The sequence below is a fragment of the Bythopirellula sp. genome, assembly GCF_041737835.1.
Taxonomy (GTDB): domain Bacteria; phylum Planctomycetota; class Planctomycetia; order Pirellulales; family Lacipirellulaceae; genus Bythopirellula.
The window spans coordinates 43,746-60,704 of sequence record NZ_JBGSQY010000031.1; the positions used below are offsets into that span (position 1 = coordinate 43,746).

The 16,959-nt window shown below is 54.6% G+C and carries 16 protein-coding genes and 1 tRNA gene; 7 read left to right on the plus strand and 10 right to left on the minus strand.

Annotated features, from left to right (window positions below; all coding sequences use genetic code 11):
• Positions 1 to 398: 398 nt before the first annotated feature.
• Entirely contained in the window at positions 399 to 872 is a 474-nt protein-coding gene (gene bcp, locus AC6T8Q_RS09540; protein WP_500678856.1) for a thioredoxin-dependent thiol peroxidase, read from the minus strand.
• Positions 873 to 1,027: 155 nt separating this feature from the next.
• On the opposite strand from bcp, the gene rsfS reads away from it, so the two are divergent.
• From rsfS to AC6T8Q_RS09555, 3 genes are all read left to right on the plus strand, one after another.
• The gene (gene rsfS / locus AC6T8Q_RS09545) at positions 1,028 to 1,444 is read left to right on the plus strand and encodes a ribosome silencing factor (RefSeq protein ID WP_500679060.1); all 417 of its coding nucleotides are present in this window, start codon (positions 1,028 to 1,030) and stop codon (positions 1,442 to 1,444) included.
• Positions 1,445 to 1,598: 154 nt separating this feature from the next.
• Positions 1,599 to 3,575: an arginine--tRNA ligase gene (gene argS / locus AC6T8Q_RS09550; protein ID WP_500678857.1), complete on the plus strand. Its 1,977-nt coding sequence runs from the start codon at positions 1,599 to 1,601 to the stop codon at positions 3,573 to 3,575.
• Between the two features lie 521 nt (positions 3,576 to 4,096).
• Entirely contained in the window at positions 4,097 to 4,261 is a 165-nt protein-coding gene (locus tag AC6T8Q_RS09555) for a hypothetical protein (protein WP_500678858.1), read from the plus strand.
• 129 nt (positions 4,262 to 4,390) lie between these two features.
• Here the strand turns inward: AC6T8Q_RS09555 and AC6T8Q_RS09560 are convergent, their stop codons facing one another.
• The 3 genes from AC6T8Q_RS09560 to AC6T8Q_RS09570 all read right to left on the minus strand — a co-directional run bounded on the left by AC6T8Q_RS09560 (position 4,391) and on the right by AC6T8Q_RS09570 (position 7,210).
• Positions 4,391 to 5,416, minus strand: coding sequence for a PIN/TRAM domain-containing protein (locus AC6T8Q_RS09560; RefSeq protein WP_496920268.1), 1,026 nt, complete (start codon positions 5,414 to 5,416; stop codon positions 4,391 to 4,393).
• A 137-nt stretch (positions 5,417 to 5,553) separates the two neighbouring features.
• Complete coding sequence (locus tag AC6T8Q_RS09565) at positions 5,554 to 6,675, minus strand: deoxyguanosinetriphosphate triphosphohydrolase (protein ID WP_500678859.1); 1,122 nt, start codon at positions 6,673 to 6,675, stop codon at positions 5,554 to 5,556.
• Positions 6,665 to 7,210: an HIT family protein gene (locus AC6T8Q_RS09570; protein WP_500678860.1), complete on the minus strand. Its 546-nt coding sequence runs from the start codon at positions 7,208 to 7,210 to the stop codon at positions 6,665 to 6,667. Before AC6T8Q_RS09570 ends, AC6T8Q_RS09565 begins: the two co-directional genes overlap by 11 nt.
• A 247-nt stretch (positions 7,211 to 7,457) precedes the next feature.
• Between AC6T8Q_RS09570 and AC6T8Q_RS09575 the strand changes: the two genes are divergently transcribed.
• Both AC6T8Q_RS09575 and AC6T8Q_RS09580 read left to right on the plus strand, forming a co-directional pair.
• Positions 7,458 to 8,219, plus strand: coding sequence for a segregation and condensation protein A (locus AC6T8Q_RS09575; RefSeq protein ID WP_500678861.1), 762 nt, complete (start codon positions 7,458 to 7,460; stop codon positions 8,217 to 8,219).
• A gap of 141 nt (positions 8,220 to 8,360) precedes the next feature.
• Positions 8,361 to 9,458, plus strand: a complete 1,098-nt coding sequence (locus AC6T8Q_RS09580; protein WP_500678862.1) for a ligand-gated ion channel — start codon at positions 8,361 to 8,363, stop codon at positions 9,456 to 9,458.
• A gap of 97 nt (positions 9,459 to 9,555) precedes the next feature.
• On the opposite strand, the gene AC6T8Q_RS09585 is transcribed toward AC6T8Q_RS09580, so the two are convergent.
• Together AC6T8Q_RS09585 and AC6T8Q_RS09590 are read right to left on the minus strand one after the other, a co-directional pair.
• A complete protein-coding gene (locus AC6T8Q_RS09585) occupies positions 9,556 to 10,689 on the minus strand; it encodes a linear amide C-N hydrolase (protein ID WP_500678863.1) in 1,134 nt (377 codons plus the stop codon).
• Positions 10,690 to 10,966: 277 nt separating this feature from the next.
• Positions 10,967 to 11,587 carry a leucine-rich repeat domain-containing protein gene (locus AC6T8Q_RS09590; protein WP_500678864.1) on the minus strand — a complete coding sequence of 207 codons (621 nt, stop codon included), beginning with the start codon at positions 11,585 to 11,587 and terminating at the stop codon, positions 10,967 to 10,969.
• A gap of 538 nt (positions 11,588 to 12,125) precedes the next feature.
• On the opposite strand from AC6T8Q_RS09590, the gene AC6T8Q_RS09595 reads away from it, so the two are divergent.
• Positions 12,126 to 12,196, plus strand: a tRNA-Gly gene (locus tag AC6T8Q_RS09595).
• Position 12,197: 1 nt separating this feature from the next.
• Here the strand turns inward: AC6T8Q_RS09595 and AC6T8Q_RS09600 are convergent.
• Entirely contained in the window at positions 12,198 to 13,358 is a 1,161-nt protein-coding gene (locus AC6T8Q_RS09600; RefSeq protein WP_500678865.1) for a LolA family protein, read from the minus strand.
• Positions 13,345 to 13,836, minus strand: coding sequence for an RNA polymerase sigma factor (locus AC6T8Q_RS09605; protein WP_500678866.1), 492 nt, complete (start codon positions 13,834 to 13,836; stop codon positions 13,345 to 13,347). The genes AC6T8Q_RS09600 and AC6T8Q_RS09605 overlap by 14 nt, the downstream gene beginning before the upstream one ends.
• Positions 13,837 to 14,135: 299 nt before the next feature.
• Between AC6T8Q_RS09605 and AC6T8Q_RS09610 the strand changes: the two genes are divergently transcribed.
• A complete protein-coding gene (locus AC6T8Q_RS09610) occupies positions 14,136 to 14,447 on the plus strand; it encodes a hypothetical protein (protein WP_496920277.1) in 312 nt (103 codons plus the stop codon).
• A 59-nt stretch (positions 14,448 to 14,506) separates the two neighbouring features.
• Here the strand turns inward: AC6T8Q_RS09610 and AC6T8Q_RS09615 are convergent, their stop codons facing one another.
• Together AC6T8Q_RS09615 and AC6T8Q_RS09620 are read right to left on the minus strand one after the other, a co-directional pair.
• Entirely contained in the window at positions 14,507 to 15,412 is a 906-nt protein-coding gene (locus AC6T8Q_RS09615; RefSeq protein WP_500678867.1) for a ThuA domain-containing protein, read from the minus strand.
• Between the two features lie 80 nt (positions 15,413 to 15,492).
• Positions 15,493 to 16,953, minus strand: coding sequence for a DUF1501 domain-containing protein (locus AC6T8Q_RS09620; protein WP_500678868.1), 1,461 nt, complete (start codon positions 16,951 to 16,953; stop codon positions 15,493 to 15,495).
• Positions 16,954 to 16,959 lie beyond the last annotated feature (6 nt).

The following is a 16,959-nucleotide window of genomic DNA, read 5'->3' on the forward strand; positions in this document are numbered from 1 at the left end:
CCCCATCCCATCGGCAGGCCAATTTCACGCATCGCTCTTGAGTTGTTGCCAACCCGCTTGCCGCTCGAGCACGAAGCGACAAAGAGTCTCTGCGTTGATTAGCCACGCGTGCGAACGATTAAGAGGAGCCATTCTAAAGTTCGTTCGTTGCGTCGCTGCTGTGTTCTGAGCAAATCTACACGCCAACGAAAAGCGCGGCGGAGATATTTTGAAAAATCGAGACCAAATTTATTCAAGCCGCGAGCAACAACCGACAGGTCCGTCAGGCTTTAACAAATCGTGGTGCGATCAAGTATTTACGAACGAACACGCCGATTGTGCCACCACATATCACAATCAAATCAACGCGCGCATCACCGTTAGCCGGCATCGTCCCGATGCCGTTTAGCCCTGAGAACTCACGCCAACTCTTTCAGCGCCGCCAGCACCTGCTCATCGTGCCCGTCGACTTGCACCCGCTTCCAAACCTTGGCCACTTTGCCGTCGGCATCAATCAGATAGGTGCTCCGCTGAATGCCCATCGACACCTTGCCATACATGTTCTTCTCGCGCCAAGCGCCATACTTCTCCGCGACCTTATGATCGGTATCCGACAGTAGCGGAAAATTCAGCTTGTACTTGTCGCGGAATTTCTCGTGGCTGGCCGTATCGTCGGCACTCACCCCCAGCACAACCGCGCCAGCTTTCTTGAGCGGAGCTTGGGCATCGCGAAACGCGCAGGCTTCCTTGGTACAACCGGGAGTGTCATCCTTGGGATAAAAATAGAGCACAACCGGTTTCCCGGCAAAATCGCTCAGGCGGACTTTGCTGCCATCATCGGCCGTCAGGGTAAATGCGGGGGCCTTCTGACCCGGTTCAAGCCATTCGCTCATCGTGTGATCCTTTTTTCCAGTCGCGTGTCTGTAAGCATCGGAACCAGCATGTTTTGCAGCACATTTTTCGTCCCGACAAGCCCCCTGTCGATGGGCCACGGGACCGACTAAAATGGGAGGCTCCAATAACCGCTAGAACGAGAGTAGAGTTAACCATCGTCGAAACCTTACCCAACGCCGAACGTGCCGCTGAGCGCAGCCTACAACTGGCCATGGCCGCTGCGCGCACGGCTGATGACAACCGCGGACTAGATATCGTCGTGCTCGACATGCGCTCGATCACGCCCGTCTTTGATTATTTTGTGATCGCGACCGGCAACAGCCGCCGCCAATTGCACGCCATCAGCGAAGAGATCGACCGCTGCCTGGAAAAAGAGCTCGGCGACAAGCGAATGGGCATCGAAGGCTATAGCGAAAGCCGCTGGATTCTATTGGACTACGGCACGGTCGTGATTCATTTGTTCGACGAAGAGACGCGTGACTTCTACGCGCTCGAACAATTCTGGGGCGCCGCCCAAAAAGTGCCACTGCCGTTTGAAACCAGAAAGTCCTCCGACGAATCCGCAAACTAAAACAATTTTTATGCAGAGTTCTTCTGTTATGAACCGCTGATAGACGCTCATTGTCGCTTATAAGAATAATGGCTTTCATGAGCGAACATTAGCGTCTATCAGCGGTTTGCGAATTACGACTCTGCGTGAAACTCTCTCTCCGTAAGCGAATTGCATGAATATCCAGGCTGAACTTCGCAACCGTTTTCGCCAGGCGCTCGTAGCGCTCGATCCTCATGCCAGCCAATTCGCTGAGATGGTGCTCCCCAGCCAGGACGCCAAGTTCGGCGACTATCAAGCCAACTGTGCAATGCCGCTGGGTAAACAGCTTGGCAAACCGCCGCGCGAAATTGCCCAGCAGCTGATCGCGTCGCTCAAGCTCGACGACCTCTGCGAAACTCCCGAGATCGCTGGCCCTGGCTTTATCAATCTGCGATTGAAGCCGCAATTCCTGATCGATCAGCTCCAACAGATGCTCGCCGACCAGCAGCAGCTGGGCGTCACGCCACAGGCCGAGCCGAAAACTATCGTCCTCGATTATTCCGCGCCCAATGTCGCCAAGCCGATGCACGTCGGGCATATTCGTTCGACCGTCATCGGGGCGGCCCTCTATCGCGTGCTCAAGGAGTTGGGCCATCGCGTGATCAGCGACAATCACGTTGGCGATTGGGGCACGCAGTTCGGCATGATCATCTACGGCTACAAGCATTTCGCCGATGAAGAGGTCATTGCCAAGGAACCCGTCGCCGAATTGAGTCGCATTTATCGGCTCGTGAATCAGCTGGTTGAATATCAAGAAACCAAACGGCACAAGCTCCCCACCGTCGAAAAGCAGATCGTCGAAGAAGCTCATCGGCTGGAGAATTTGCACGACGGCACGGAGCTTGAGGATCCTAAGCAGCGCAAAGACCATAACAAAAAGATTCAGCTCGCCGAGAATCAACTGGCAACTTTGCGCGAAACGCTCGACGAGCTTCGCAAGAAACTGGCAGCGGTCGATGAGAATCCCGAACTTGCACAACTCGCCGCGGCGCATCCCGAAATTGGTTCGGCCGTGTTGGCCGAGACGGCCGCGCTGCACGCTGGCGACAAAACAAATCGCGGCCTGTGGGAGCGCTTCCTGCCTGCCTGCCTCGAAGCCAACGAACGGATTTATCACCGGCTCGGTGTGAAGTTCGACCACACGCTCGGCGAAAGTTTTTACGAAGATCGCTTGGCAGGTGTCGTTGCTGATCTCACGAAGAAAGGTCTCGTCACGGAAAGCGACGGGGCTAAGTGCGTCTTTCTGCCGGGGATCGATGCCCCCTTTATCGTGCAGAAAAAGGATGGCGCGTTTCTCTACGCCACGACCGATCTGGCCACGATTCAGTATCGCGTTGAAACCTGGCAGCCCGACGCGATTGCCTATGTGGTTGATCATCGCCAATCGCTGCACTTTGAGCAACTTTTTGCGACGGCGCGTAAGTGGGGCTACGACAAGATCGAACTCGAGCACGTCAGCTTCGGCACGGTGCTCGGCGAAGATGGCAAGCCGTACAAAACACGTTCCGGCACCGCCGTGGGGCTCGACGGTTTGCTCGACGAAGCCGTCGAACGAGCACACGCTATTGTTTGCGCCAACGACGATGCCCGCGAGACGCCGCTTTTGTCCATCGAAGAACGGCAACTTGTCGCCGAGCGCGTGGGCATCGGTGCGATCAAATACGCCGATCTGTCGCACAATCGCACCAGCGATTACGTGTTCAGTTACGACAAAATGCTTGCCATGCAAGGCAACACCGCGGCCTACATGCAATACAGCTACGCCCGGGTCCGCAGCATTTTTGCGAAAGGCGCCGTCGACGTCGCCGCACTGCGTAAGCAAGCCGCGGCGGTAAAAATCGAGCAGCCTGCCGAGCGTGCCTTGGCTTTGTCGCTGCTCCAATTGAGCGAAGCCCTCGAGCGGGTCGCCGGCGATTATCGCCCCAACCATCTCACGGCTTATCTGTTTGATCTGGCGAGCAAGTACTCATCGTTCTTCGAAAATTGCCCGGTGCTCAAAGCCGAGAGCGAAGAAGTCCGCACGAGTCGCCTACTGCTCTGCGACCTGACGGCTCGCACGATTGCCCACGGCTTGAAACTATTGGGCATCGAAGTCGTCGAGCGAATGTAGGGATTTACTTTTCACATTCTGTCTCCTAGCCGGACTGCCACGCAGTCCGGATTCGCTGAAAGTCCCCAGCGCAGCGCCAATGAAAGTCAATGAGCGGTTCCACAATCTTCTCCGGTCACTGATGTTCACGGCTCGCCTATTTTATTCGTGCAATTCGTTTGATTCGTGGTTCCTCTCCCACAGAGGGGTGGCCAAAAATCGTCGTAGCATCGCGCTCATAAATCACGATAATGGGGTCTTATTGTTAGCCGCGACGTGTCGCGAAGCTCCGCGGAGCGAGTGAATTGTCTTGTAGGCCGGCCCGTGTAACACGAGTTTCGGCAAGAAGAGGGGGGGACGTTAAAACATTTTTCGATGAGGCATTGCCGGAACCTCGTAAAACTCGTTCCGGCCTTTATGCAAAGCATTTACTTTTGCTTCTATAACTTCTGCCGCAAACATGAGACAATCAAGCAGACCCAGCAATGGCCGCTGGGATTGCTGACAAGCAATGGACTTGAATTGCTGGAAAGGGTGGCAGAATGAAATCAATCAGTGCATCGCTGGTCTTATTGTCCGGTGCGTTAATGCTGATGGCCGCCAGCTTGAGTCAAGGCGATCTCAGGGACGTTACATCGATGCTCGGGTTCATCGTGGTACTTGTCGGTTTGATAGTGTGGGTGGTGACGGTGTTCAAGAAAGATTAGCCCCAAAAATACCGACAGTGCCCGCGAATAAGCCCTGCCAAGTTGGAAGAGTCGGACAACTTGGAAGTCTTGAAATGAGACGCCAAGAAGGGAGAGCCTACAAGCCAGCGTTCAAAAACTGCTCGCGAATCAACCCGTAGGTTTGCCCTCATACTTACCGAACACCATACGCCCCGCGCTGGTTTGCAAAACGCTCGTCACGTTCGCCATGATATTTTGATTGACATAATCGCGGCCACCCTCGATGACCACCATCGTGCCGTCTTCGAGGTAGCCGACCCCTTGGCCGGGCTCTTCGCCCGCTTTGATGATGCGAACTTCCAAGTGCTCGCCGGGCAGGAAGATCGGCTTGAGAGCGTTGGAAAGGTCGTTAAGATTGATCACCCCCACGCTATGAAGCTTTGCCACTTTGTTGAGGTTGTAGTCGTTGGTCACGACCTTGCCTTCCAAATGCTTGGCGAGCAACACGAGTTTTTGATCGACCGATTGCCCGGCAAATTGGGGCAGTTCGCGATCGAAGATTTGCAGATCAACCTTGGGATCGGAGCGCAAACGATTGAGAATGTCGAGCCCGCGGCGGCCGCGCCCGCGACGCAGTCGGTCGCTGGAATCGGCGATCGCCTGCAACTCGGCAACGACGAACTGGGGCATGATCAGCTGATTGTCGATGATGTGCGTTTCCACGACGTCGGCAATCCGGCCGTCGATGACAACGCTGGTATCGAGCACGTAAGGTTTGAGCCCTTTGATTTCCTTGGCAAATTCAACGTAAGGAATGATGAAGCGAAAATCGTCCTTGGTCTGCATGAGAATACTAATGCACGTATAGCACATGACCATGCCGAGAATCACGGGGATCCATTGCGCGAGCAGTGTTCCCGCGCGGGGGAGCATCGGACTGAGCGCCAATTGCAACACGTAAGTCAGCAGCAGTCCGATCAACAAGCCAAAGTAGACCGCAGTGATCGTATCGAGCCGTTTGCGCCCCGCGAGAACGTCAATCGCGATCACTCCCACGGCCAGCAGGACCAACCCGCCAAAGACCATGTAGGGGATCAACGCGGAGTCGCGCGAGAGCTCGTCGGAATTGATGAGTTGAAAACCAATACCCGCTGCCACGAGTACAAAAAAGCAGCGTAAAATTACAAGAGCCATAAAGATCGGCCAAGTTATGAATGATGTTGGCGTGCGCTCGCAAAAATGATGGCAAGCCGCTCGCCAGAAAAATGATATTACCCCGCATATATTCTAGCACGCTCGGCTAAGCGAGTCAGCCCAGGCCGTGCTAGGGATTAGCGGCGATGCTCACCCAAGGCAAAACGGTCGGTCATACTGGCCAGATAATCGCAGACGGAACGCGAAACGCCGTCTTCCGCCAAACGGGCTTGAAATTTGGGTGGCAGAGTTTTTGGATTAGCCGAGTAGCGGTTAAAGAGTTCCAGAACTGCCTGTTCGGCTAGGGACCGTTCAGCCAAAACATTCGGATGCCGGTAAACTCGCTCAAACAGAAAGCGTTCCAATTCCGACTTTTTCGCCAGGATTGCATCCGACGGGGTGATGAGACGCAATGGCGCTGAAGTGACTTGAGACACACTTTGTATCTCGTATTCCGTGAGTTGGGTTTTGGTATTTTCAACCAAGTCGCTAACCAAGAATTCAATCAGCCGATGAATCACGGCGCGGCGAAATCGCTCTGTATCAAGCGCGGGGTAACGCGAACGAACATCATCCGCTGCTTGCTGCCACAACGGCACCGCCAACAAGTCGTCCAAATCAAGCAGGCCCAACTCCAAGGCATCATCGGCATCGTGCGTGTCGTAGGCAATACTGTCCGCCGCGTCGACCACTTGCACTTCCAACAACGGCATCGCTTGTTGTGAGATCCGATGCTCCTTCGTACGGGTTCGCTGGCCGGAAAGAACTTCGCTGGAAAGATTGAGCCCCGCGAATTCTGGATAGCGAGTTTCCAGTAGCGTGGCGATTCGCAGGGCGTGTTGATTGTGGTTGAAGCCTCCGCAATCACGGCAACACTCAGCGAGCACGGCTTCCCCCGCATGCCCAAAGGGCGGGTGGCCAATATCGTGCATTAAGGCGAGGGCTTCGATCAAATCTTCGTTGAGTCGAAGTTCGCGGCCAATCGTTCTTGCGATCGAGGCGACTTCCAATGTGTGAGTCAAACGCGACCGATGATAATCGCCGAGTTCCCCGGTGAAGACTTGCGTCTTGTGGGCCATACGGCGAAAGGCGCTGCTGTGAACGATGCGGTCACGATCGCGCTGAAACGGCCCGCGATACGGATGGGCCTGCTCGGGGTGTTCGCGGCCAGCCGTGTCGGCACTGTGCATCGCGAAAGACGCGAGCAGCGCGGCCTCGCGTTCCACGGTCGACTCGGCAGCGAACAGATCACGAGTCATTCGTCAAAGCCTCCCACAAAGCTTCCAGCGATTGCGAGATCACCCGCGTTCCCGCCGTGGTGGGCATGAAGTTGTTGTCCCCCGGCCAGCGCGGCACCAAATGCCAATGCAAATGGCCAGGAACACCCGCCCCGGCGATGCGTCCCAAATTGAGGCCAATGTTGAAGCCCTCGGCGGAAATCAATTTGGCAAGCCGCTTGGTGTAATGACTCAGCGCCGCCATCGCGGCGAGATGCTCGTCGCTTGTCAGCTCGCTCAGCTCCGCCACGTGTCGCAACGGGGCGACCAGCAAGTGGCCGTTGTTATAGGGATAGCGATTGAGCAATGTCACGCAGTGATCGTCGCGAGCGATAACCAGATTCTGCTGATTTGCTGCGCTGGCATCGGCGTAATCACCGGCCACGCGGCATAGAAAACAACCGTGGTCGGCCCCCGCTTGCCACGTGTTTGGCAGAATCTGAGTCTCCTCGCTCTTATCACCGGCAGCGATATAACCGATTCTCCAAGGCGCCCAGATTCGCTGTTCGTCTATCACAATTGTTTTCTCAGAGTGCTATCAGATACCCCGTCAGTGGAAAATTTAGGGGTGGGAGTGCCCTGAAGCAATACCGACCTCTGCTAGCCGCCACATGGGCTGGTGCAAAGTTCAGCAAGCAAGCATAATCCCTGCCCTGATTTTCCTAATTAACCACGAATCAAACGAATGACACGAATGAAGAAGTACTGAACAACTATTCGTGCTATTCGTTAGATCCGTGGTTAATAAATAACGGTATGAATTGATGCGATTTCGCGTGCAACTCGATATGTTTGCCGGGCCCTTGGACCTGCTCTGGTATCTGGTGCGCAAACAGGAACTCGACATTCTGGATATCCCCATCGCACTCGTGACCGAGCAATATCTCGAACTGCTCTCAGTCCTTGAGGTGATCGACGTCAACGCCGTGGGAGATTTCCTCGAGCTCGCGACTCGGCTCATGGAGATTAAATCCCGACTGATGCTCCCCCGGCACGAGGAAGAGCAAGAAGCCGAGCAGCAGGTCGAAGACCCGCGCCACGATATCGTGCAGCGGCTGTTGGAATATAAGAAGTACAAAGACGCTGCTAGCATGCTGGCCGAGCGCGGTCAGCTTTGGCAGCAGCGTTTTGCCCGACGTGCCAACGATCTACCCACGGTTGGAATCAATCCCGCGGAGCAGGAAATCCGCGAAGTGGAAATGTGGGACTTGGTCAGTGCCTTCGCGCGTGTGATCCGCGACAACGCGGTCGCCAAGCCGTCGGCTATTCGCTACGACGATACGCCCATCGAAGTCTACATGGATCAGATCCGCGAACGCTTGGCCACCGAGTCGCCGCTCGCCTTCACAAGCCTCTTTCCACCGGGGATCATTCGGTCGCAACTAACCGGCATGTTCCTCGCCGTTCTGGAACTCATTCGGCACCATCATGTGGGGGTCGAGCAGGAAGATTTGTTTGGCGAGATTTGGATCTTCGCCAAAGCCGCCGAAGCGGTCGACGTCGACCAGCAGGAACAAGCGGCGTAGCATCGGCGTCTCCATCCGCTAAACAGCCAGGGGCTAAGCGGTTACAATCGTGAGCGATTCGCGCCGGGAATGGTTCCTGGAGGACCGATCATGGAGGTCTCCGTCGGGGAGTGAAAAGTGCGTTTAATTTGGCAACCTATGGTGAGTAGCTCAACTACTGCTGGCAGAAATCAATATTTCAGTGTCATTGGCGTGGCGTTTGCCTTAGTGGTGTTTGGTTTAAGCCGGGCATCCGCCATTGAAGCGGGAATGCCCAATCCCCCCGGCTCCCCGACTGTCGTGAAGGTTGGAGTCTTCATAGCCGACGTGATCGAACTGAACGAGGTGGATGAAACTTTTCAAGCAGAAATTGTTGTGATGGCGGAATGGAATGACCCACGCTTGGCTTTCGATCCGGCCGAAGAGGGGACGGACGTCAAACTCTTTCAGGGGCAGTACCAGTTCAACGAAGTCTACGCGGGGTGGTGGCCCCAACTGGTGATTGTCAATGAAATCGGCTCGGGGGACGTCAACGCCATCACTATTCGAGTCCATCCCGACGGGCGAGTCCACTATCTGGAGCAGCGGAGCATTACGTTGGAGACTCCCATGAAACTCCAACCGTTTCCGTTCGACACCCAAGTGCTCGAGGCAAAAATGATTGCCTTTGGCAACTATAGCGACTCAGTGGTGTTCGAAGTGGACGAGCAGATGGTGAATGCGACCGAGGAACACGTCCTCAGCAACGAACAGATCAACATCGCCCAATGGCGCCTGATCAACCTCGATCAGGTGGCCGAGCTTGCGGACTTTCGCTATTACGGTCGTCCCAAGCAGATTTCGGTGCTCCGCTTCAACATCACTCTCGTGCGCGAGTCGGCCAATATCATTTGGAAGGTGATCGTCCCGCTAATCGTCCTCGTGCTGTTGATGTGGGCCGTCTTTTGGATGGAAGTTGACAATCTGGCAGATCGTTTGAATATCTCCTTCATTGGAATCCTCACGATCGTGGCCTATCAGTTCCTGATCGATGGCACGATGCCTCGTATCGCCTACTTCACATTCACCGATACCGTGTTGATCTACTCTTTCCTGGTGATGTGTTTGGCAATCGTGGAGAGTCTAATCCTCTATTCGCTCTGCAAGGCGGGACGTAAGCCGCTGGCCGAGAAAGTGGACCGTGCGGCCCAGTGGATGTTTCCGATTCTCTATTTTGCCGGACTTTTGATTAGCTATTTCTACTACATCTACAGCTATTAAGAAAAAAGTAGAAACAACAAAAAAGGTGACAGAACGATTCTACAATCCGTTCCGTCACCTTACTGACTGAGGAATCTCTTGCTAGGTCGCAATAAAACTATTTGTGAAGCGCTGTTGCAATGTTCTCGCCCGTCGGAGTAACGAGCGACTCGATTTGTTCGTTTCCTTGCATCGAAAATGTGACGATCTCGTCGGCGTTGAGATTCATAGCCGCAAGATCAATCATGCGAATTTGACTGTTTTCGTGAGTGCGAAAGTAGAACCGCTTCGCCTTTAAGTCGCAGGCACAGGTCCACTGTGTGATTTCGCAAACATCGTTCCCATGATCGCCGTTCGTCAGTTCGCGGGTCGAACCACGCGGAATGTCGAAATTATTCAGGACATGGAATGCCGCCAGCAGGGATTGTTCGCCGTTGGACGTTGGCTCCATCGACTGGCTGTACGCCACGGCCCGCACAAATCGCGACGGAGGTGTGTAGTCGCCTGGTAGTCCCAACATCCCGGAACCCTGCCCAAAACTATCGAGTGTTAGGCCGTCCAATTTCAACGGCGGGGCAAGCAACGGGGACATCTTCACATAGTTCCGGAGGTTCGTCATGTGCCAATCAAAAGTCGGGCAGTTCGTGAGCACCCCGATCGGATTATCGAAGATACGCGGCGCACCATCGGTGTATTCGATGACGATACTCTTGCCAGTTGCGTCCATCACCAAGTAATGCACGCCAGGACTAATGCCCATCTGCTTGAGCACCACGGCCGGGACAACTACCTTGTTCACGCCTTCACGAACTTCGTCGAGGGTCGCAAAATTGTCCAGAATGTACGCGCCGAGTTCGACCGCGGAAAGTGTCTGGTTGGAATCCTTCGCGTCATAGGGCATATACTCTGCCATGTCGGGAAAATAGAATAATCCTACGGCCAAGCCCTTCTCGTTGACGCCGTTGAGCATCACGGGCAATCCAAACGCATTCGCACCAACGCTCGCGTACTTGGCTGTCCACTTCATGCCAGGCGCACCATCCGGCGTGCTGCCCGTGCGAGAATACCCGCGGGGTACGACAATCACCTCTGAATCAAGAGGCATCCCAAATTCGAGCGTGCGAGCTTGGATCACTGTGCCATCGCTGGCCGTCACGCGTATGCCGGTGCAGGCCATCGTCGGCGTTGCGAGCAAAGCGACAAGCATGCCAATAGCGAACGAGAATTTGGTGATTTTGTGGTTCAACAACATAACAGTCTCCTAACAGGTGTGGCTCGTGTGCGAACCAGACCGCCGTTGCAACATCGCCACGCTAGTGGACGGCCAGTCTGCGGTCTGCCGAATCGCCCAACAAGTATAGGGCGCTATTGCTGCGTCGAGACTGATTCCAAATGTGGCGAATTCCACGATTCGGGCGATGTTAAGGGAGACGGCAGGAGAGGTCCATTGCCGCAGTTCCAAACCGCGTCATCAGCCTCTGTTTTGACGACGACTAGGCCGCGTTAACGCAGCAAATAACCGACACCCTTTACAGTGTCCTCGCGTTGTGCTTCCAGAGTTCCTCGTCCTTTAGAATGGAAGCGTTAGGAAGTGCTGCTCGCAGTCTGTTGACGCCGTCTTGCGTTACCTGCTTGCAACCCGAAACATCGATAATCTCCCAATCTTTCTTTGCAGCAAGAAGCTGAATTCCTTCGTCGGTCAATTGGTCGCAACCGTTGAGTTCGAGACGTCGTAAATTTTTGACTTCAGCGAGCTTCGGCAGGGCTGCATCGGTAATCTGGAAGCTCTGTAAAAAGCTGAGTTCACGGAGCGATGTAATCGAGCTGATGCTGTCGACCGCACGGTCTGTAATGTTGGGGCAGGCCCACAGGCGAAGGAAGTCGAGCTTCTTCAATTCTTTGAGATGCAGCAGCCCATCGTCGGTGATGTTTGGATTCTCGTCGAGGATGAGAAATGTCAGGGTAGGTATTTTTCCAATTTGTTCGAGGCCAGCATCGGTGATGGCAGGACATCTGCCAAGATCGAGTTCTTCGAGGTTTGGCAAATTGAGTTTGGCAAGCTCGGCCAACCCAGCATCAGTGATTTTCGACGGATACGCGGCCCACCCCCCTTGAAAGTCGATTCTCTGCAAGTTAACGAGTCGGCTCAAGGACGGAATTTCGACATCCGACAGTGTTCGCGCTCGAATTGACGACTCGGTGACGAATAGTCGTTCGACATCTGTTTTCGTGTTTACGACAGGCGGATAATCTCCGCAGCCGACACTGAAAAGTGTAGTAAATGTGACAAGCACTGCGACATTCAGCAAAATCCGCATGTGAGAATGCATATTGCGACAGGAATTTTTATTGCACACGAGGCTGATTTTAGCCCTGGTTCGATTCTGTTGTCCATAAAAATCTCACATTAGCGATTGCTGCGGAGGGTCGAATTCCAAAGCTCCCGCCCAAATATGTCGCCAAGCGGGAGGCAGTCGCTCATATCGAAGCCGAACCTCGGGTAGGTCCAGGAAAGCAAATTGATTACCGTTTCCTGCTCGATCTTCTCGTGGCAAACCGTCTGCTCGACCAGTCACCTGACTCTGTTACCAGGCAAGGCTGATGGTGCAGATCGCGAAGCATGCCACTGCTTGCGACTCGACAGTTGCCATCTTAAACTACTAACAGGCCTGCTTCGGCGGCCCAAATGCGGGTGTAGTTCAATGGTAGAATGAAAGCTTCCCAAGCTTTAGGCGGGGGTTCGATTCCCCTCACCCGCTCTTACTCTTTTGGCAGTTGATCGGGGGCAACCTGTGCGACATGGAAATCGCCGAACACGCCCCAGTAGACGTCGTTGTGTTTGTCGTTGAACCAAAAGATCATCTCGTTTCCATCATTCTTTTGGCGATTGGCAAAATACTGCCAGTCTGTTCCTTGTGACCTGCGGGTGACTGAGGCCACGGCAGCGACGTAAAAGGGAAGTTTCATCATTTCGGCGCTGGGGAGTTGATTGGGTTGAGGTTTTGGCATCTTCTGCCTCAGGGTCAACGCGGCGTCCTGTAGCTTTTCAGGAAGCCGTCCGCCCATGTGCTTGGCATAGATCTTCAGAAATTCGGCAACCAAATGAGCGGGTGTCGTGACGCCATCAAGGGGAATGGCAGAGTCGACCTTGAACCCCGGCGCAGGATCGATGCTGAATAGCGCGGCATCGAGGACTGGGTTTAACTCGATATTCGTCCAAGTATGAGTGGTCCCTGCCGCTGGATCTTTTTCACGTAGATCGACTTGAAAGAGCTCGCCCGTTTTGGAATTCACCCAGACTGTTATGAATTGGTCATCGCGTTCGAACTGGAAGCCGTCGGCCAGGACAGAACCAATTTTTTTAGTGCCGATGGGAAAGCCTTGTTCTTCGTCAAGGGATTGGACGCGCTTGATGGCTTGGACCGCTTTATCGGCTTCTTCCGATTTTTTGAAAGGCAAAATACTAGCGGTTTTGTTCTTTTCGTCCACCATTAACACCTTGCCGGCATTGGCATCCAGAACAATATAATTCTGCTGGCCGTTGCGGGCCTTGATTTGTATGCGCACCTTGCCGGGGACCTGATAAAGATTGCGCCCCTGCCCGACGATCTTGCCGTCAGAAGCACGTTTGGAAATCCAGTCATAACTAAGTGTGTGCGCCGCTCGTATTTTTTCCACAACTTGGGCGAAGGCGACCGAGTTGCCCGCATTGGTCAATACGACGTAAGCCATTAACACACTCGCCGCCATACCCATGATGGCTGCGACTTTCGATTTCCAGGACATCTGTTTGATCCTTTCTAAAAGACCAGGCTGGGCATGAATAGATTTGATGCGACTCATCAAAGTGGCCGGTTCGCCAAACTCGGCCGTAGGCCGACGCAACCGCAGGGACTTCAAGCGTTGTTCAAACAGATCCATCAGGCACCTCCAACTTCCGGCGAAGTTTCTCGAGCCCCCGGCGATACCAACTGACGATGGTTCCCAAGGGCAACTCGCGAACAGTGGCAATCTCGCGGAATGTTAAATCTCCGTAGAGATGTTGCACGATCGTTTCCCGCTCGTCGGCGGAGAGCTGCTGCATGAGCTCAACGACGGCTTGCTGAAAATCCGCATCTTCCAGCGTGGTGATATGGCCAGGATCGAAAATCCCCTCGGGTTCGGCTAACCCCACCATGGGGAGTCGACGAACCAAATCGATCGCAGCATTGCGAACGGACTGAAACACATAAGCTTTCGGGTTCAAACTTTCGGGCCTGCGGCCAAGCAGTTTGCAAAACGCTTCATGCACGGCATCTTCGGCGAGGGTCGACGAGCCCGTGATCACCAAGGCGCAGGTGAACAACTGCTGTCGATACTGGCTGTAGATAGTTTCCAACTCACCGTCGCTTATCTGCACGGCAACAATGCTCCGAATTGGCTCGACCGCGGTTCACTCTCACCTAGGTAGACGGAGAGCGGGGCCCAAATTATGCAAATGCCCAAAATAATTTGCCGTAACACGCTCCGGAAAAGGAGTTCAGCCCAGGCGAGTGGCGGGCATTCGTTGGACCCAGAAAGCAGGGGCCTTAAATTTAGCCCATTTTCGCCGAAAACCCCATTGCACCAAATCTTCCAAAACCTAGACTTACGAGAAGTCAGTGGGATTTGGCCTGCCAATCCCGGGTTCCGTTTTTTCCAGAGGGGAGAACGTACGAAATGTTACGTCGTGTTGTTTTGGCAGTCGTTTTGGCTGCCGGCTCGCTCTTGGCGAGCAATGTCGAGGCTGGTGGTGGTGCTTGCTGCTGCCCGCCCGCTCCAATTCAAACCACGCTCTGCGTGGCTCCACCCTGCAGCTGCTGCAACACCACCGTTTGCGTGTGTGTTCCCGGCTGCTGCACCGAAGCTCCAACCGTCTGCTGGAAGCAAGGTTTGTTGGGTCGCCAAGTCGGCACCTACACCTGGCCCTGCTGTGGTCACGAAGTTAAGGTGGTTGTCACCCGTCGTGGTGAAGTCAAAGTTCGCGGCTAAACAGCCGTTGAGCGAAGACGAAAATACGAACGCCTCGGGATGGCAATCCCGGGGCGTTTTTATTTACCCGATTCATCCCTTGGAAAATCTTCCGCCATCGGCAGCGTCACTTCCCCCGTGGCGGCCCACTCGGTGCCACGCAGCAACAGCGTTTGAAAGCCGGGGCAGTTCATCGAATAGTCGGCATGACCCAGCACAGTGTGAAACACTCGGCCGGCGCCAAACGGCAACACCATCACCATCGGCTCGTGCTTACCCGATCCCTTGAATTCAGGATCGCTGTAGGCCGTTGCCAGAATCTGCATGTCGGTCGCCGGCCCGCGCAGCGAATCATAGAGCTCATCCTGGGCATGACTCCAAGTCATGGGAAAACCGCGCGTGATCGGATGCTCAACGTCGCGCATGCGAATTTGATATTCATGTTGCGGACCATGACTTCCCCCCGCACCTGCCTTTGTATCACGAATCTCTTTACCCACTTCATCGAGATAAACGTGTGGTCCCGCTTTCTCATTTCTGCCATACCAGCCGCCGACGCCGCACATGCGGTTGTATTCCGGCCAATCGGGAAACGCATTGTTTGCCGAATGAACGACCACAAAACCACCGCCATCATTCACAAACCTGACGAACTCTTCTTCAGTCTGCTGCGGCCAACGCGGGCCGATGTAATTGCCGATGATCACGTCGTAATCAGCAAAGCTGGGGTGAAAATCCAAATCTGCCACGGGGGCTGGGGCTTTCGAGACATCGGTCTTGTAGCCTTCAGGAATCGGTACAGTGGCGACATCCACCTCAAATCGACCACTATCTTCAAGAGTTTTCTTCATCAAAGGCGTGGTCACCTGCCAATCGTGATAGGGATTGTTACCGTCGATGATCAGTGCGCGTATCTTCTCGGCACCGCGCGCGGCATCTATTCCAGCAACAAGTGACAGAACCATGAAACAGGCCAACAGGCGCATTAGGAATCTCCCAGAAGTTGTGACAAGACCGCTCAATTATGCCGCAGATGCAACGCGTCAGCAACACGCGAGCTGGTGCGTCACGCCTTGAGAATATCCTTCACCACCGAGCCATGCACGTCGGTGAGTCGGAAATGACGGCCTTGGAACATATAAGTGAGCCGTTCATGGTCGATGCCCAACTGCGCCAGCACGGTCGCTTGCAGATCGTGCACGTGAACTTGGTTGGCGACGATGTTGTAGCCGAAATCGTCAGTCTCGCCGTAAGTGAAGCCGGGCTTCATCCCGCCGCCGGCCATCCAAATCGTAAAGCAATTCGGATGATGATCGCGGCCATGCTTTTTCTTGTTGTTGATATCCCCTTGGCCGTACGGCGTCCGGCCAAATTCGCCGCCCCAAATCACCAGCGTATCGTCAAGCAACCCACGTTGTTTAAGGTCTTTCACCAACGCGGCCGACGCTTGATCGGTGTCGCGGCATTGTTCGACAAGCTGCGTCGGCAAATTGCTGTGTTGATCCCAACCGGAATGCATCAACTGGATAAAGCGCACGTTCCGCTCGGCCAGCCGCCGCGCCATCAGACAGTTGTACGCATAACTCCCGGGACGAGTCACATCGGGACCGTACATGTCGAGTACATTCTGTGGCTCGTTCGATAAATCCGTCAACTCCGGCACCGACGTTTGCATGCGGTAGGCCATCTCGTATTGCGCCATCCGTGTGAGCGTTTCGGGATCGCCCACTTGCTCGTGCTGCAACTCGTTGAGCTCGCCCACGGTATCGAGAATCTTGCGGCGAACTGACGAGCTCATCCCCTTGGGATTGGAAAGATACAGCACCGGATCGCCGCCGCTGCGGAACTGAACTCCTTGATGCTTGGTGGGCAGAAAACCGCTCCCCCAGTAGTAATCAAAAAAGAGTTGGCCACAGGAACCTTCACGGTCGCGCGAGGTCATCACGCAAAACGTCGGCAGGTCTTCGTTCTCACTGCCCAAACCGTAGGACAGCCAAGATCCCATACTCGGTCGCCCCGGCTGCATGCCACCCGTGAGCAAAAAGGTCATCGCGGGCGCATGATTCACCCCTTCAGTTCGCATCGATTTCACGATGCACAAATCGTCGACAATCGAAGCCGTATGCGGCAAATAATCCGACATCCACGCCCCGCATTTGCCATGCTGCCGGATCGGAGCGATCGCGCCGAGGCAAGGCTGCCCTTTACCGGCGGTCATGGTCGAGCTTTGCTGGCCCATACTGACCGAGGCCGGAATTTCCTGACCACGCAGCTTGTCGAGCAGCGGCTTGTGATCGAACAAATCGACGTGCGACGGTGCTCCCGACTGCATCAAGTAGATGACTCGCTTGATTTTTGGCGAAAAATGGGGCAGTCCCGGAAGCCCTTGCGCCGGCGTGCTCGCCGCTTGAGCGAGATTCCAGTTGCCGCTCAACGAAGCCAACGCCGCGGCACCCAATCCCAACGTGGCATTACCGAGGAATTGGCGGCGAGTTTGAGCACGCAAGTTTTCGAAAGGGGGAATCATGGTCTG

Coding starts and splice junctions, on each gene's coding strand:
- argS (WP_500678857.1), top strand. CDS start 1,599: ATGAATATCCAGGCTGAACTTCGCAACCGTTTTCGCCAGGCGCTCGTA.
- AC6T8Q_RS09565 (WP_500678859.1), bottom strand. CDS start 6,675: ATGACTCGTGATCTGTTCGCTGCCGAGTCGACCGTGGAACGCGAGGCC.
- AC6T8Q_RS09560 (WP_496920268.1), bottom strand. CDS start 5,416: ATGGCTCTTGTAATTTTACGCTGCTTTTTTGTACTCGTGGCAGCGGGT.
- AC6T8Q_RS09620 (WP_500678868.1), bottom strand. CDS start 16,953: ATGATTCCCCCTTTCGAAAACTTGCGTGCTCAAACTCGCCGCCAATTC.
- AC6T8Q_RS09615 (WP_500678867.1), bottom strand. CDS start 15,412: ATGCGCCTGTTGGCCTGTTTCATGGTTCTGTCACTTGTTGCTGGAATA.
- bcp (WP_500678856.1), bottom strand. CDS start 872: ATGAGCGAATGGCTTGAACCGGGTCAGAAGGCCCCCGCATTTACCCTG.
- AC6T8Q_RS09585 (WP_500678863.1), bottom strand. CDS start 10,689: ATGTTGTTGAACCACAAAATCACCAAATTCTCGTTCGCTATTGGCATG.
- AC6T8Q_RS09575 (WP_500678861.1), top strand. CDS start 7,458: ATGCGATTTCGCGTGCAACTCGATATGTTTGCCGGGCCCTTGGACCTG.
- AC6T8Q_RS09600 (WP_500678865.1), bottom strand. CDS start 13,358: ATGGATCTGTTTGAACAACGCTTGAAGTCCCTGCGGTTGCGTCGGCCT.
- AC6T8Q_RS09555 (WP_500678858.1), top strand. CDS start 4,097: ATGAAATCAATCAGTGCATCGCTGGTCTTATTGTCCGGTGCGTTAATG.
- AC6T8Q_RS09610 (WP_496920277.1), top strand. CDS start 14,136: ATGTTACGTCGTGTTGTTTTGGCAGTCGTTTTGGCTGCCGGCTCGCTC.